Raw genomic sequence first — 14238 nt, 5'->3', positions numbered from 1 at the left:
GCGAAGACTGCCCCGGAGCCCGACGGCTCCGAACAGCGGGGAGCGCCGGGGCAGTCTTCGTTTGGGCCGCTGCGGCTACAGGGCCGTGAAGCGCAGCAGCAGTGCGTGTTCGGGGTTGAGGATGGGCATGGACACGCCCACCTCGGCCAGGAAGCGGCCGTTGGCCACTGCCCCGTCGGCCAGCCAGGCCGGGGGCTGGACCTGCGTGAAGGCGTGGGCGTAGTCGCTGTCACCGGGAACCGGGGAGATTGCCTCCATCCGGTAGGTCCGGTCCGGCTCCAGTCCGGGGATGGTGACCTTGCCGGGCTGCTCAGCGAACGCGGTGCGTGTGCTGACCAGGGCGAACAGCGCCGCCGTCGTGCCTGCTTCAGGTGACTCTGCGGCTACCGCACCGTGCAGCATCAGCGACTCGTCGGGGACGTCGGCGCGGACCATCCGTCCGCTGTGAATGAGGTCGCGGTGTTCCTTGAACAGCGCGATGAACCGCTTGAGTTCCTGTCGCTCCGCACCGGTGACCTGGCGGACGTCCCACTCCATGCCGAAGTGCCCGAAGAGGGCCGTGATGGCACGGAAGGACAGGTCATGGGTGCGGGCTGTGGTGTGCGAGGTGGTGGGCCCGATGTGTGCGCCCACCAGTTCCGGGGGAACCACGAGCCCGGTCCAGCGCTGGATGGTCTGCCGTTCCAGGGCGTCGTTGCAGTCCGAGGCCCAGATACGGTCCGTCCGCTCCAGGATTCCCAGGTCCACCCGGGCGCCGCCGGAGGAGCAGCTTTCGATCTCGACGCCGGGGTGCGCCTTTTTAAGCTCGTCAAATAGTCGGTAGGCGGCAAGGGTCTGCTCGTGCACGGAAGAACGACCGCCGTGGCCGTGTTCCAGCAGGTCCCGGTTCTGGTCCCACTTGAGGTAGCTGATGTTGTTCTCGCCCAGCAGGGCATCAATGCGGTCGAAAATGTACTGCCACGCTTCAGGGTTGACGAGGTCGATGATGTGCTGGTTCCGCCACTCCAGCGGCAGCCGGCCGCCGTCCTTGTGCTGGATGGCGGAGGGGCCAACGATCCAGTCCGGATGCGCACGGGCGATGTCCGAGTCGAGGTTGACCATTTCGGGCTCCACCCACAGGCCGAATTCCATGCCGCGAGACGTGACGGCTTGGATGAGCGGGGTCAGCCCATTCGGCCAGAGAGTCTCGTCCACGTACCAGTCGCCGAGGCCGGCGTGGTCGTCCCGGCGGCCGCGGAACCAGCCGTCGTCGAGCACAAAACGTTCGACGCCGAGCTCCGCTGCGGAGTCCGCGAGTTCGATCAGCGTTTCCAGGTTGTGGTCGAAGTAGACAGCTTCCCAGGTGTTTAGGACCACGGGGCGCGGCTTGCCGCCGCCGGCGGCGGGGAGCACGTGGTGCGGGCGGGACCGGAACCAGCTGTAGAAGGCCTCGCTGATGCCGTCCAGCCCGCGGTCCGAGTAAGCGGCGAACAGGGCAGGCGTGGTGTAGCTGGCGCCCGGTTCGAGGATGACCTCGGCCGGTCCCAGGAGTTCCGAACCGCCGATCATGGTGCGGCCATCGCCAAGGGTGTCAGTGAACTGCTCGTGGTTTCCGCTCCATGCAAGGTGGGTGGCCCAGACCTTGCCGTGCCGGTTGCCGAAGCCGGCGGTGCCGGCTGCCAGCAGGAGGGACGAATCGTGCCCGGTGCGGCCGTGCCGGCCCGTCCGCACCCACGTGCCCTGCTGGATGGTGCGGCGCTGCGGGTGGTTTTCCCGGCACCAGCGGCCGGTCAGGTCAAGGAGTTCGACGGCGTCCGGGGCCACCGGGAGGACCGTCGCCAGTTCGTCCAACTGGTAAGGGGTGGTGCCGTCATTGGTGACGGTGTGCCGCAGCTCCAGCAGGCCACCGTCGTGCAGCGCCAGGGTGGATTCGACGGATATCCCGGCGTCCGGGTCCGTCTGGCCAATGACGGCTGTGTTGCCCTCGGTACGTGCTGACACCGTGCGGAGGCGGGCGGAGAAGTCGAGTCCGGAGACACCGTCGGCGATGCGGTGGCCGCGGAGGCCGGGACGGCCGCGCCAGCTGGAGGACGCCTGGGGCAGGAGGCCGGCGGGAACAGTGGTGTCGATGGCGGAGTGGGGGATCGGCTCGCCCAGGATGGCGAGGTCCGGCAGGGTGCTGCCGAGGTCCGCGCCCCAATGAATGATCTCGGCCTCCCCACTGTTGAAGCTGATCACCAGGCTGGTGCCGGCGGAACGGAGGTGGAGGGGATCCATAAGGGAAATCTCTTTCGTCGTTGTGCTGCGCGTCGCTGCGACACGAAATCAAATTGGGGAATGAAAGGGGTGCCGGGTGCCGGGTGCCGCCGTCGCGAGGAGGGAACGGTGGCACCCGGCGGGGTGGCTGCGACCACATACGCAGCCACGGTCAGGGTTACTTGAAGCAGGGCTACTTGAAGAGGGAATTGACCTGTTCGTTGGCTGCCGTGAGGGAGCTGGCCGGCGCCTTGCCGGAAACCACCGCATCCATGGCGGGCTCCATGATGCCCTTGACCTTGGCGGTGTTGTCCGTGATGGGGTACAGGAACGTGGTCTTGTTCTTGACATGCTCGGTGAACGCTGTGACGTCCACACCCTTGGCCTTGAACGCTTCGGCGGCCTTATCGGAGGATGTCTTGAGCGCGGGGAAGACCACGGCCTTGGAGGCTACAACGTCCTGGCAGTCAGCGGAGGCGAGGTACCCCACCCACTTGGTGGCTGCTTCCTTCTTCTCGGTCCCTGCCCAGATGGAGTCAGCCAGGCCGTTGAACATGGAGGCCCGTCCTTCGGGTCCTTCAGGGGTGGGTGCGATGCCGACTTCGATGCCCTTGTATCCGGTGTACTGGCCGATCATCCAGGAGCCGTGGGCGTTGATCGCGGACTTGCCTGCGGCAAACGTGTCGGCCATGGCCGCACCCACGGTGGTCTCCAGTTTGGGCATGTAGCCCTTGTCGGCCAGCCCGGCGAACCAGTCCATGCTTTCCTGGAAGCGAGGGTCGTCGTAGTTGTACTTGGTGCCCCACGGGTTCTTGTCGGTGTGGGACCAGCCGGTGGTGTTGGTGAGGTAGCTCCATTCGGTCTGGCCGGAGGAGTCACCGCCGCCGTTCAGGCCTAGGCCGTAGACCTCGACGTTGTTCTTGTCGAAGCCGGCCTCGTCGCCGCGTTTCCCATTTTTGTCCACAGTGAGGTGGGCAATGACCTTTTCGTAGCTGCCGCCGTCTTCGGGGTTCCAGCTGAGGTTTTTCATCTGGTCCTCGGAGATGCCAGCTGCGGTAAGCATGGCTTTGTTGTAGAACAGGCCGATGGTGTCCCAGTCCTTGGGCAGTCCGTAGCGCTTGCCGTCCTGGCCCACCCAGAGGTCGGCCAGGCCCTCCTGGTAAGCGGTCAGGTCGATGTTGTTCTGCTCGACGGCGTCATCAATAGCCAGCAGCTGGTTGTTCTCGGCCAGTTCGCCGTAGCGGCCAAGGTGGTTGGTGAAGACGTCCGGGGCGGTGCCGCCGACGAAGCCGTTGGTGAGCGTGGACCAGTAGTCGTCCCAGCCGCGCTGGGTGATCTTGACCGTGATGTCCGGGTTGGCCTTTGTGAAGTCGTCAGCGCACTGCTGGTAGGCGGGAAGCTGGTTGGCGTCCCACAGCCAGTAGCTGATTTCGCCCTTGGCAGCTTCTTCAGAGGAGGATCCGCTGCAGGCGGAGAGGGAGAGCGCCACAGCTGCGGCGACGGCGACGGCGCCGAGGGATTTCTTCATGGTTCTACTTTCCGTTCGGGTGGGGATGGGGTGGGGGAAGGATTATTTGATGCCGGAGAAGCCGATGGAGTTGACGATTTTCTTGCCGAAGGCGGCGAAGAGGATCAGCACCGGCAGGGCCGAGATGAGGGTCGCTGCCATAAGGCCCGACCAGTCAGGAGCGCCCTGCGGGGACTGGGACTTGAAGACGCCGAGGCCCACCTGCAGGACGCGGACGTCGTCCTGGGAAGCAACCAGCAGGGGCCAGAAGTATTCGTTCCACTGGCCGATGAATGTGAGGAGGGCAAGTGTTGCGATGGGCGCTGCGGCGTTGGGCAGCACGATCTGGAAGAAGATGCGCAGGTGTTTGGCGCCGTCGAGCATTGCCGCCTCTTCCACCTCGCGGGACATGTTCAGGAAGAACTGCCGGAGGAAGAAGATGGCGAACGGGGTCATGAAAACGTACGGGAGGACCAGGCCGAGCATGGTGTTGAGCAGGTCCAGGTTCTTGATGAGCAGGAAGTTGGGCAGTGCCGTGAAGATCGGCGGGACCAGCATGGTGCCCAGGAACAGGCTGAAGACGGCGTTGCGGCCCTTCCAGCGAAGCCGGGAGAAGGCGTAGGCGGCCATCGCGCTGAAGAAGACGGCACCCGCGGTGGTGATGGAGGAGAAGATGATCGAGTTGCGCAGGTACAGCCAGAAATCGATGGCGGCGCCGGAACCGCCTTCGGCGATGGCTTCGGCCGGTGACTGCAGCCCGAAGACCCGTTTGAAGGCGCCGAAGGTGAACTCTGCCGGCAGCAAACTGGTGGCATTCGAGGCCAGGGCGTTGTTGGTGGACAGTGCCGTGCGCAGGACCCAGAGGAACGGGAGGACGGAGACTGCGATGGCGAGGACCAGGAGGGCCCAGGCGCCGGCGCGGCGGGCATTGAAAGGACGACGGCGGCGGGTTGCGGCCGGCAGCGGTGCGCGGCTTGTGGTGGTTGTCATGCGGGACTCCTAGTCCAGGTCCGACTCGTTGCCCTTGAGGAACTTCATCTGAATGAAGGCCACCAGGGCGAGGATGAGGAAGAGAATGACAGCGATGGCGGATCCGTAGCCGAAGTCCGACTCGGCAAAGGCGCGCTGGTAGATGTAGTACTGGATGACGCGGGTGGCGTTCACCGGCCCGCCGCCCGTGGTGACTGCGACGGTGTCGAAGACCTGGAAGGAACCGATCACCGTCACCACGAGGACCAGGACCAGGACCGGGCGCAGCAGCGGAATGGTGATCTTGCCGAAGGTTTGCCACGATGAGGCACCGTCCAGTTTGGCCACCTCGTAGACGTGCCCCGGAATGGCCTGGAGTCCGGCGAAGATCAGCAGCGCTGTGTAGCCCATATGGCGCCAGGTGTTGATCAGCGCCTGGGTGGGGATGGCCCATTCCTCGCTGCCGAAGAACGCGACCCGGGACATACCGGTCCACTCGATGAACTGGTTCACTACCCCGATCTGGTAGTCAAGCATCCAAAACCACAGCAGTGCGGCGATGACGTTGGACATCAGGTAGGGCAGGAGCAGGGCCCCGCGGATGATGGTGGACTTGGCGACCTGGTGCATGAGGAGGGCAATGCCCAGGGCCAGCGCTGTCTGGAGGACGATGTTGAGGAACACATACTGTCCCGTGACGGCGAGGGAGTTCCAGAACAGCGGATCCTTGGCGATGGCGGTGTAGTTATCCAGGCCGATCCATTCCGGGTCTCCGAGGATGTTGTATTCCGTGAAGCTCAGGTAGATTCCGCGAATGGTGGGCAGGACGTAGAAGACCACGAACCCGATCATCGCCGGGGCGATGAACAGCAGCGCAATCTTGAGGTCCCCGAACCGGCGGTGACTGCCCTGCGGCTTGACGGAGGATGCAGACCGTGAAGCGGAATTCGAATGTTTGGCAAGGGTGGTCATCTTCGACCCTTTCCTGACTGTGATGGGGGTAACAACTGGAAGGTAATCTATACGAGTAGATGCCGAGGCGCAAGGCCATTTACGCGGCTTTTCGCGACAGAATCATCTGCGGCTGCTCTTTCGTTGACGCGAGTAGATTCCGGGTGCGAAACTACATGCACTGCAAACGCGTGTTCCAGCGGGGACGGTTCGTGGCATCAGGAAAGGCAGCAAACAATGGTGTTTACCATCGGTGTAGTGGGAGCCGGGCAATTCGGCACCCAGTTCGCCCATCTCTTCAATCTCCACCCCGGCGTGCGTGCCGTGTATGTTGTGGACGAAGTTCCGGAACGTGCCGCTGAGGCCGTAGAGCAGTTCGGGTTGGCGGGGTCGAAGCCGAGCTTTGAAGACCTCTTGGCCTCCGATGTTGATGCCGTTGCCATCTTCACGCAGCGCTGGACGCATGGGCCCTTGGTTCAGCAGGCCCTCCGCGCCGGAAAACACGTCTACTCAGCTGTTCCCATGGCAGTCTGCGAAGAGGAAATCTCCGAAATTATCGAAGCTGTCAGGGATACCGGTCTGGTCTACATGATGGGGGAGACCAGCTATTACAACCCGGCCACCGTATACGCTCGCCAGCAGCACGCCGCCGGGAAGTTCGGCAGGATCTTCTACACCGAAGGCGACTACGTCCACGACATGGACCTGGGCTTCTACGAGGCCTATCAGTACAGCGGCGGAGACAGATGGAAGGAAACCGCCAGTTACCCGCCCATGCTTTATCCCACACACGCTGTGGGAGGGGTGCTCGGCGCCGTTCCTGCCCATGCGGTCAGTGTCAGCTGCATCGGGGTCAGGGACGACCGCAACGACGGCGTGTTCAATAAGGACGTCAGCATGTTCGGCAACGATTTCTCTAATGCCACCGCACTCTTTGAGTTGAACGACGGGGGCGTGATGCGCACGAACGAGATGCGCCGGGTGGGCTACCCCTCACACATCCGGGAGTCCCGGTTCCGGTTTTTCGGCACCGAAGCCAGCTTTGAGCAGCTGGCCCAGGTCACCGTCTGGCAGGACAAGCAGGCTGTCCATGACATCTCCACGCAGCTTGAAACACGTCCCAGCATGTCCCTTGATGACCCGTCGCTGGCCCACGTGGCACCGGAGCTGAGGGACGCTTTCGTTTCAGGTTTGGCGCCGGTACATGACACCAGCCGCTTACCGAAGGAGTTCCACGGTGCCCCGAACGGGCATGAGGGAAGCCACCACTTCCTGGTCGATGATTTTGTGACCGCTGTCAACAACGGCACCCTGCCACCAATAAACGCCTGGGTCGCAGCCAGGTTCACGCTGCCGGGTATCGTGGCCCACGAGTCAGCACGCTGCGGCGGCCAGCGGCTTCCTATCCGCGACTTCGGAGATGCGCCGGGCGCCGGTAGCTAGCATGTACAACATGACGGCATCAGCGACGCAAGCTCCCCGCAGCCCGGTAACCCGTAAGGATGTTGCCAAGTATGCAGGCGTGAGCACCGCAGTAGTCAGCTATGTCGTGAACAAAGGGCCCAAGAAAGTCGCGCCGGCCACTGAAGCGAAGGTTCAGGACGCCATCCGTGTCCTGGGCTACCGGCCCAACGCTGCAGCCAGGGCGCTCAAACTTGGGTCGACTGAAACCATCGGGCTTGTCATTCCCGACAACGGCAACCCGTTTTTTTCACTGCTCGCCCATGCTGTGGAGGACGCTGCTGCGGAACTCGGTTATGCGCTCCTCCTGACCAACTCAGACGGAAACCTCGGCAAGGAGCGAAGGAACATCCGCAACCTTGCAGCCCGCCAGGTCGATGGGGTGATCCTTTCGAGCGTGCTGATGGAACCGGACCTCACGGACCTGGAATCCGCAGATATCCCCGCGGTCCTCCTCAACCACAGTGCCGATGCTCCCGGCTTCAACAGCGTCGGAGTGGATTTGGCATCAGGTGCACAATCCGCAGTTGAACACCTCATCGGCCACGGACACACCAACATTGCCCTGGCAATGGGAACGAATACAGGAAACTTTCTCGACGGACGTGAACAGGGCTGGCTGCGGGCCCTTACCGAAGCAGGTCTCCCCGAGGGTCCGATCGTCCGGAGCGCGTTCACCCGCGAGGGCGGGTATGCCGCCGGCCGACGCCTGCTCGCCTCAGCAAGCAAACCAGATGCTCTCTTCGTCAGCTCAGACCTGCAAGCGGTCGGCATCCTCCGGGCACTGCACGAAGCCGGAGTATCAGTGCCTGAGGACGTCGCCTTGGCCTCATTTGATGGTTCCGCGGAGGCGGAGTACAGCTGGCCACCACTGACCACAGTCAAACAACCCGCAAAGGCCATGGCAGAAGCCGCTGTCAGCGCCCTTATCGGAGCACGCCGAACCCACGAGTCAGAACACCTCATTTTTCCAACCGACCTGCAGGTGCGACGTTCCTGCGGGTGCCAGTAGGACCTACGGCGGGACAAAAGCCGCTGCCGGTGCAGGCCTTTCACCGCCGAAATCCGGAGCCGGCAGGCTCCAGCCCGCAGCGGTTCTACCGCATGCAGCAGCCAGGGGCTTTCCATGCGATGGGAGGACTCGCGCCGGCAGCAGTACTTTGCCGAGGGCGGAGTCACTCCGCCTCCCCCACGCGATCGGTATACACTCCAGAATCCAAAGGACTTCTCACATGACAAGCATCACCAGCACCAGTCTTGCTGACGGCCGTGAACTGATCTATTTCGACGATGATGCGCCCGCCGGAGTACCGCGCGCAGAAGAACTTAACGACCTCAGGGACTTGCCGCCGCGCGGAGAACCGGGCGAAGTCCGGTATGACGCCCTGACCGGTGAATGGGTCGCAGTCGCGGCACACCGGCAGAGCCGGACGCACCTGCCGCCCGCGGACCAGTGCCCTATCTGCCCCACGACGTCTGGAAACCCTTCCGAAATCCCCGCAGCGAACTACGACGTTGTCGTCTTCGAGAACCGCTTTCCGTCACTGGGCCCGACCCTCGGGCCGGTCTCCGGCGACCCTGTCTGGGGCGTGACCGCGCCGGCGAACGGGCGTTGTGAGGTTATTGCCTTTACTCCGGAACACACCGGGTCATTCAGCGGCCTCAGTGAAGTCCGTGCCCGGACTGTGGTGGAAGCCTGGGCCCAGCGGACGGAGGTCCTTAGTTCCCTGCCCGGCGTCAAGCAGGTGTTTCCGTTCGAAAACCGCGGTCCGGAAATTGGCGTTACCCTGCACCACCCACACGGGCAAATTTACGCCTACCCCTACATCACGCCTCGTGCCAGCGTGCTCGGCGCTGCCGCGCGGAAGTACTTCGACAATACGAACGGCAGGGAAACCCTGACGGGCTCGATTCTGCGACAAGAGCGGGAGGACGGCAGCCGCATGGTCCTGGAGAGCGAGCACTTCAGCGCCTACGTGCCGTTCGCTGCCCGGTGGCCATTGGAAGTTCATCTGGTGCCAAACCGCCACGTCGCGGATCTTGCCGGTCTCAGCAGCGAAGAGAAGGATGAGCTGGCCGAGGTGTACCTTGACCTGCTCCGGCGCCTCGATGCCTTGTACCCCACACCAATGCCGTATATCTCCGCCTGGCACCAGGCCCCGCTCGATGACCTGCTCCGCCCGGCAAGCTACCTTCACCTCCAGCTGACCTCCCCGCGCCGGGCTGCGGACAAATTGAAGTACCTCGCTGGTTCAGAAGCTGCCATGGGAGCCTTCATCAACGACACCACGCCCGAACGCGTCGCCGACCAGCTCCGCTCAATGGCAGGAGCCGCTTCAGCACGCAACACCGCCAAGGAAGGCACACCCGCATGACCCGCCCCCTCAGCATCACTCAGCTGTCAGCCCGTTTCGAGCAGGCCTTCGGATCTGCACCAAATGGCATATGGCAGGCGCCCGGCCGGGTGAACCTGATTGGCGAGCACACGGATTACAACGACGGCTTCGTGCTGCCGTTCGCCATCGACAAAACCGCCCGGGTAGCCGTGCGTGTCCGCCCGGACGCAACTATCAGGTTGCAGTCGACCTACGGTAACCAGGAAATAACGACGGCGAACGTGACCTCATTGGATCGCGCGTCTGCCAAAGGTTGGACAAAGTACCCTCTCGGGGTGGTGTGGGCGCTGCAGCAGCGCGGGATTTCCGTCCCCGGTATCGACCTCCTTCTCGATTCGGATGTACCCCTCGGCGCCGGACTTTCCTCATCACACGCCATCGAGTGCGCCGTCATCACGGCACTCAATGAACTCACAGGCGCAAACCTCCAAGCCGAGGACATGGTCTTGGCCACGCAACGCGCAGAGAACGACTTCGTCGGTGCGCCCACCGGCATCATGGACCAGTCAGCGTCCCTGCGAGGGTCCAAAGGGCACGCTGTCTTCCTTGACTGCCGGGACCAGAGCGTCCAACTCGTCCCGTTTCCAGCCGAAGAGGCCGACCTGGTCATGCTGGTGATCGACACCAAAGTCTCACACTCCCACTCCGACGGCGGCTATGCCGCACGCCGCGCCTCCTGCGAGCTAGGTGCCAGCATGCTCGGCGTCCAAACCCTAAGAGACATTACAGTTCAGGACCTCGACGAGGCACGAAAGAAGCTGGACGAAGCAACCTTCCGCCGCGTCCGCCACGTAGTAACCGAGAACGCGCGCGTGCTCCAAACAGTAGACCGTCTCCGCTCCGCGGGCCCGGTATCAATTGGAGATCTGCTTGACGGAAGCCACGTATCTATGCGCGATGATTTCGAAATTTCCTGTCCGGAACTGGACCTGGCCGTCGAATCGGCGCGATCCAATGGCGCAATCGGAGCCCGAATGACCGGCGGCGGCTTCGGCGGAGCCGCTATTGCATTAAGTCCAAAAGATGCCGAACAGGACGTCCGCGCCGTTGTGAGAAAAACCTTTGCACAAGCGGGCTATAAGAAGCCAGACATATTTACCGTTACCCCAGCAGACGGGGCATTACGGCTGAAGTAACTCACAAGTACACGAGTAGTTCTAATAAACGTGCCTAACCGTGAACCACACGTAATGCTGCACCCGCTCACTCCCTCCCCCAGCCGTTTCCTAGAGCGCCGGTGGATATTCCTCAACCGGAGCGGACTCGGACAAGCTCGCTCCGGTGACTCTGGTCCGTCCACAGCTGGGGTCAGTTCGGGTTATCTACGGCCTCGTATGGGGGAGCCGTAGGGGTAGCTCCTTAGCAGCAGTAACGGTGGATAACCCATAAGAATTGTCCCGGGTGTGGGCGGTGGGACGGGCTTCTCCGTGGATCGCAGAATCAAGCCCGCCGTTTGGAGGGCCAGGCGTCGCATCTGTCAGGTTGGGGTGTGCTCCAACCTGATATTTTTGTGTGGGAGCAAGACGACTGCCCGCGGCCTCGTCGTCTAGCCACCCCCGATGCGATGCCTTTCGTCAAATGCCTAAACGGGGACCTGATTCCATACAAATCGCTAATACGCAGGGGAAATGGCTCGGTCTTAGTGTTGGTCATCCGGTCACCCGTCTCATCAAGGAAGATGACATGACAGCATTTGACGTAATCGACAATTCCCCGGTCACCAAGTTCCACCGAAAGCTGCTGATCGCGTGTTGCGGTGGTCCCTTTCTGGACGGCTACATCATTAGCCTCATCGGCGTAGCCCTTATCGGCTTTGCCAATGACATCCCCAGCAACACCGTGGAGGCTGGACTCATCGGCGCAGCCTCCGTTGTCGGCATGTTCTTCGGCGCTACCATTTTCGGCGCCCTCACCGACCGAATCGGACGCGAAAAGATGTATGCGCTAGACCTCGCCGTGCTCGTCATCGCCTGCGCGCTCTCCGCCTTCGTGGACGCGGCATGGCAGCTGATTGTTCTGCGGTTCATCATCGGCCTAGCCATCGGCGCAGATTACCCAATCGCAACCTCGCTGCTGACTGAATTCACGCCCAGCAAACGGCGTGGCTTCATGATCGGTCTGTCGGGGCTTGCGTGGACGGTTGGAGCAATGTTCGCGTTCCTTGTCAGCTACATCGTAGTGAGCCTCTCCGGAGGGTATGGTCAGTGGCGCGCTCTGCTCTTTAGCGGCGCCGTCGTTGGCATCATCGTGGTCCTGCTTCGGCGCGGGATCCCCGAGTCACCGCGCTGGCTTGCCGGCAAGGGACGCATCGACGAGGCCGAGAAGGTCATGAAGCTCGTCTATGGGAACCACGTCACGCTTGATGCTGCCGATCTGACCACTGACACGCGCCACCGTTCCTTTTGGGGAGACCTGGCTTCCCTTACCCGTGGCGGATACCTCAAGCGGACGATCATGTGCGGCACACTATATTCAACGCAGATCATCCCGCAGAACGTGCTTTACACCTTCGGAGGAATCATCCTCGTTGCTGCAGGTATTCACGGCAGCAGCGCAGAGACTCTGGGGCAGCTCCTGATCGCAGCACTGTTTGCCGTTGGGATCCTGCCGGCTCTCAGGCTGATCGAGACGTGGGGACGCCGTCCCATGACTGTTTTCCCCTTCGCCCTTATGTCTGTTGCCATGCTCGCCCTCGGCGTGTGGCAGAACGCGCCGAGCTGGTTTGTTGTGGCCGGTTTCGCGTTCTACGCTCTCGTGTCCGGCGGGCCGAGCGTCCTGGAGTGGATCTATCCCAACGAACTGTTCCCCACCGAGGTGCGCGCCACCGCTGTGGGCGTGGCAGTTGCGTGCAGCAGGATCGGTGCTGCGATCGGAATTTACCTGACGCCGATCGGCATCACCACGATCGGGCTCAATGGCACCCTTTTCATCGGTGCCGCAATCACCGTGATCGGATTCCTCGTCTGCGCCGCCTGGGCGCCGGAGACCAAGGGGCGCACGTTGGCTGAGGCAGCATCAATCGAGGGCCCGAATGGCAGCAGGCTGGGTGAACGCGCCGTCGCCGGTTCCAAGGGAGCATCTTGATGAGTGCCGCGCCGCGCGTCGCGGTGCTCGGCGCTGGGCTGGCGGGGCTCGCCGCCGCCACCCAACTGGTACGGGCCGGTCATGACGTCACGGTCTACGAAGCCAGGGATCGTCTGGGTGGACGGGTGTGGTCTGACACTGTCATTGCTGCCGGCGCACCACATGTGATCGAACGCGGCGCTGAGTTTGTGCTCGACGGCTACACGACGTTCCGCCGCTACTGCTTAGAGCACGAACTTTCCCTGGTGGACACTGGAATGAGTTACTACAGCCGGACACCTGCCGATCGCCCCGGCGTAACGATGGGCGAAATGGCGGACCTGGGGAAATTGGCGGCCGAGGCGGCGGCCACCGCCAATGAACCGTGCTCTGTCGCGGATGTACTTGACCAGATCGGAGTTTCCGGACCTGCCCGGGAGGCTTTGGAAGCACGGGTGGAGATATCCACGGCCGTTCGGATCGACCAGGTCACTGCCGAAGAGACACTGGACCACGTAGCCTCGCTCGCGCCAGGACCCAGCTGGCGCGTGGGGGGCGGCAACCAGCGCCTGCCAGAGGCGATGGCGGCAACCATCCGGGATCACATCCGTCTGAGGACGAAGGTCGACGCAGTGGAGCAAATTGGTGAAACCGTATTGGTAACAGCGGGAGAGCAAACCGAAAGTTTCGACTATGTGGTTGTGGCCCTGCCATTTGGGGTGATCAACAATCCCTCCAAAATGGAACTGGCGCTGCCCAAGTGGAAGACGGACGCGATGGACCGGGTGGTCCAGGGAAACGCGGCGAAGCTGCAGATCCCGCTGGAGGAGACACCCAAAACCAGCGCTGTAATGAGTGTGACAGACCGATTCTGGACCTGGACGGCCAACGCGTCCGAGGTCGAAGTTGCGCCTGTGCTGAACTGCTTCGGCGGCGAGATTGGGCACCTCCTTGACCTGCAGATCGACGAGAACGAGAACGTGTGGGAGCAGCGCGTCCGCGAGCTGCGGAGCGACCTCGCCTTGGCATCGTCCAAAGCAGTGCTGACCGCGTGGCCCTTCGACCCTCTGGCAGCCGGCGCGTACACCGCACACGCACCCGGTTTCACCCCCGAGGACGCGCAGGCTCTCGCCGCACCGCACGGACATCTCTACTTCGCCGGGGAGTACATCGATTTCGAGTACACCGGGCTCATGGAGGGAGCCTTGCGCAGCGGAGAACGTGCTGCCACAGCCATTATCGAAACCGCAAGAAAGAGTATAAGTATCTGAGCATGCAGACAACGACACACATCGACACCGCACAAATAAGCTGGCCAGCACCGGTTCCGATCGCATCTGAACGTGTCATCACCGGTCAGCCGACAGCATCAACGCTCGTCCTTGAGGAAACCCCGGCGCATCAGCTGGGCCTGTGGCAGGTCAGCCCAGGGGAATTCTCCACGGACCACGTCGGCTATGTGGAGTACATCCACATCATTGCTGGTTCCGGTCAACTCGTCGACGACACCGGCCAGGCCACCGACCTCACGCCCGGAACGACGGTGTTAATGCAGCCAGGATGGAAGGGCAGATGGCTCGTCCACGAGACCATCACCAAGGTCTTCACCGTCATCAACTCCTGACGCCTCGCTCGGCACACGAAAGGGTCCCGCGG

Annotated in this window: 11 protein-coding genes; 7 read left to right on the top strand and 4 right to left on the bottom strand. The window is 62.7% G+C overall.

What is annotated here, in order from left to right; genetic code table 11:
- Positions 1-75: 75 nt before the first annotated feature.
- From AC3A4Z_RS07640 to AC3A4Z_RS07625, 4 genes are all read right to left on the bottom strand, one after another.
- Positions 76-2256 (bottom strand): alpha-galactosidase, encoded by a 2181-nt coding sequence (locus AC3A4Z_RS07640; protein ID WP_498711020.1) that lies wholly within the window; start codon positions 2254-2256, stop codon positions 76-78.
- A gap of 172 nt (positions 2257-2428) precedes the next feature.
- A complete protein-coding gene (locus AC3A4Z_RS07635; RefSeq protein WP_498711019.1) occupies positions 2429-3763 on the bottom strand; it encodes an ABC transporter substrate-binding protein in 1335 nt (444 codons plus the stop codon).
- Between the two features lie 42 nt (positions 3764-3805).
- Positions 3806-4732, bottom strand: coding sequence for a carbohydrate ABC transporter permease (locus AC3A4Z_RS07630; protein ID WP_498711018.1), 927 nt, complete (start codon positions 4730-4732; stop codon positions 3806-3808).
- Positions 4733-4741: 9 nt separating this feature from the next.
- The gene (locus AC3A4Z_RS07625) at positions 4742-5683 is read right to left on the bottom strand and encodes a carbohydrate ABC transporter permease (protein ID WP_498711017.1); all 942 of its coding nucleotides are present in this window, start codon (positions 5681-5683) and stop codon (positions 4742-4744) included.
- A gap of 216 nt (positions 5684-5899) precedes the next feature.
- Between AC3A4Z_RS07625 and AC3A4Z_RS07620 the strand changes: the two genes are divergently transcribed.
- The 7 genes from AC3A4Z_RS07620 (at position 5900) to AC3A4Z_RS07590 (ending at position 14206) form a co-directional block, all read left to right on the top strand.
- Entirely contained in the window at positions 5900-7105 is a 1206-nt protein-coding gene (locus AC3A4Z_RS07620; RefSeq protein ID WP_498711016.1) for a Gfo/Idh/MocA family protein, read from the top strand.
- Between the two features lie 10 nt (positions 7106-7115).
- The gene (locus AC3A4Z_RS07615) at positions 7116-8135 is read left to right on the top strand and encodes a LacI family DNA-binding transcriptional regulator (RefSeq protein WP_498711015.1); all 1020 of its coding nucleotides are present in this window, start codon (positions 7116-7118) and stop codon (positions 8133-8135) included.
- Positions 8136-8355: 220 nt separating this feature from the next.
- Complete coding sequence (gene galT, locus AC3A4Z_RS07610; RefSeq protein ID WP_498711014.1) at positions 8356-9498, top strand: galactose-1-phosphate uridylyltransferase; 1143 nt, start codon at positions 8356-8358, stop codon at positions 9496-9498.
- Positions 9495-10655 (top strand): galactokinase, encoded by a 1161-nt coding sequence (gene galK / locus AC3A4Z_RS07605; protein ID WP_498711013.1) that lies wholly within the window; start codon positions 9495-9497, stop codon positions 10653-10655. The genes galT and galK overlap by 4 nt, the downstream gene beginning before the upstream one ends.
- 547 nt (positions 10656-11202) lie before the next feature.
- Positions 11203-12603 (top strand): MFS transporter, encoded by a 1401-nt coding sequence (locus AC3A4Z_RS07600; protein WP_498711012.1) that lies wholly within the window; start codon positions 11203-11205, stop codon positions 12601-12603.
- Positions 12603-13853 (top strand): flavin monoamine oxidase family protein, encoded by a 1251-nt coding sequence (locus AC3A4Z_RS07595; RefSeq protein WP_498711011.1) that lies wholly within the window; start codon positions 12603-12605, stop codon positions 13851-13853. The genes AC3A4Z_RS07600 and AC3A4Z_RS07595 overlap by 1 nt, the downstream gene beginning before the upstream one ends.
- 2 nt (positions 13854-13855) lie before the next feature.
- Positions 13856-14206 carry a cupin domain-containing protein gene (locus AC3A4Z_RS07590; RefSeq protein ID WP_498711010.1) on the top strand — a complete coding sequence of 117 codons (351 nt, stop codon included), beginning with the start codon at positions 13856-13858 and terminating at the stop codon, positions 14204-14206.
- Positions 14207-14238: the final 32 nt, after the last annotated feature.

It is taken from the genome of Arthrobacter sp. Soil_C_49 (assembly GCF_057656635.1).
This window is presented reverse-complemented; position numbering and strand designations above follow the sequence as displayed.

Bases quoted from the DNA above. Each gene is read 5' to 3' on its own strand.
- galT (WP_498711014.1), top strand. From the start codon at position 8,356: ATGACAAGCATCACCAGCACCAGTCTTGCTGACGGCCGTGAACTGATC.
- AC3A4Z_RS07630 (WP_498711018.1), bottom strand. From the start codon at position 4,732: ATGACAACCACCACAAGCCGCGCACCGCTGCCGGCCGCAACCCGCCGC.
- AC3A4Z_RS07625 (WP_498711017.1), bottom strand. From the start codon at position 5,683: ATGACCACCCTTGCCAAACATTCGAATTCCGCTTCACGGTCTGCATCC.
- AC3A4Z_RS07595 (WP_498711011.1), top strand. From the start codon at position 12,603: ATGAGTGCCGCGCCGCGCGTCGCGGTGCTCGGCGCTGGGCTGGCGGGG.
- galK (WP_498711013.1), top strand. From the start codon at position 9,495: ATGACCCGCCCCCTCAGCATCACTCAGCTGTCAGCCCGTTTCGAGCAG.
- AC3A4Z_RS07620 (WP_498711016.1), top strand. From the start codon at position 5,900: ATGGTGTTTACCATCGGTGTAGTGGGAGCCGGGCAATTCGGCACCCAG.
- AC3A4Z_RS07640 (WP_498711020.1), bottom strand. From the start codon at position 2,256: ATGGATCCCCTCCACCTCCGTTCCGCCGGCACCAGCCTGGTGATCAGC.
- AC3A4Z_RS07600 (WP_498711012.1), top strand. From the start codon at position 11,203: ATGACAGCATTTGACGTAATCGACAATTCCCCGGTCACCAAGTTCCAC.
- AC3A4Z_RS07615 (WP_498711015.1), top strand. From the start codon at position 7,116: ATGACGGCATCAGCGACGCAAGCTCCCCGCAGCCCGGTAACCCGTAAG.
- AC3A4Z_RS07590 (WP_498711010.1), top strand. From the start codon at position 13,856: ATGCAGACAACGACACACATCGACACCGCACAAATAAGCTGGCCAGCA.
- AC3A4Z_RS07635 (WP_498711019.1), bottom strand. From the start codon at position 3,763: ATGAAGAAATCCCTCGGCGCCGTCGCCGTCGCCGCAGCTGTGGCGCTC.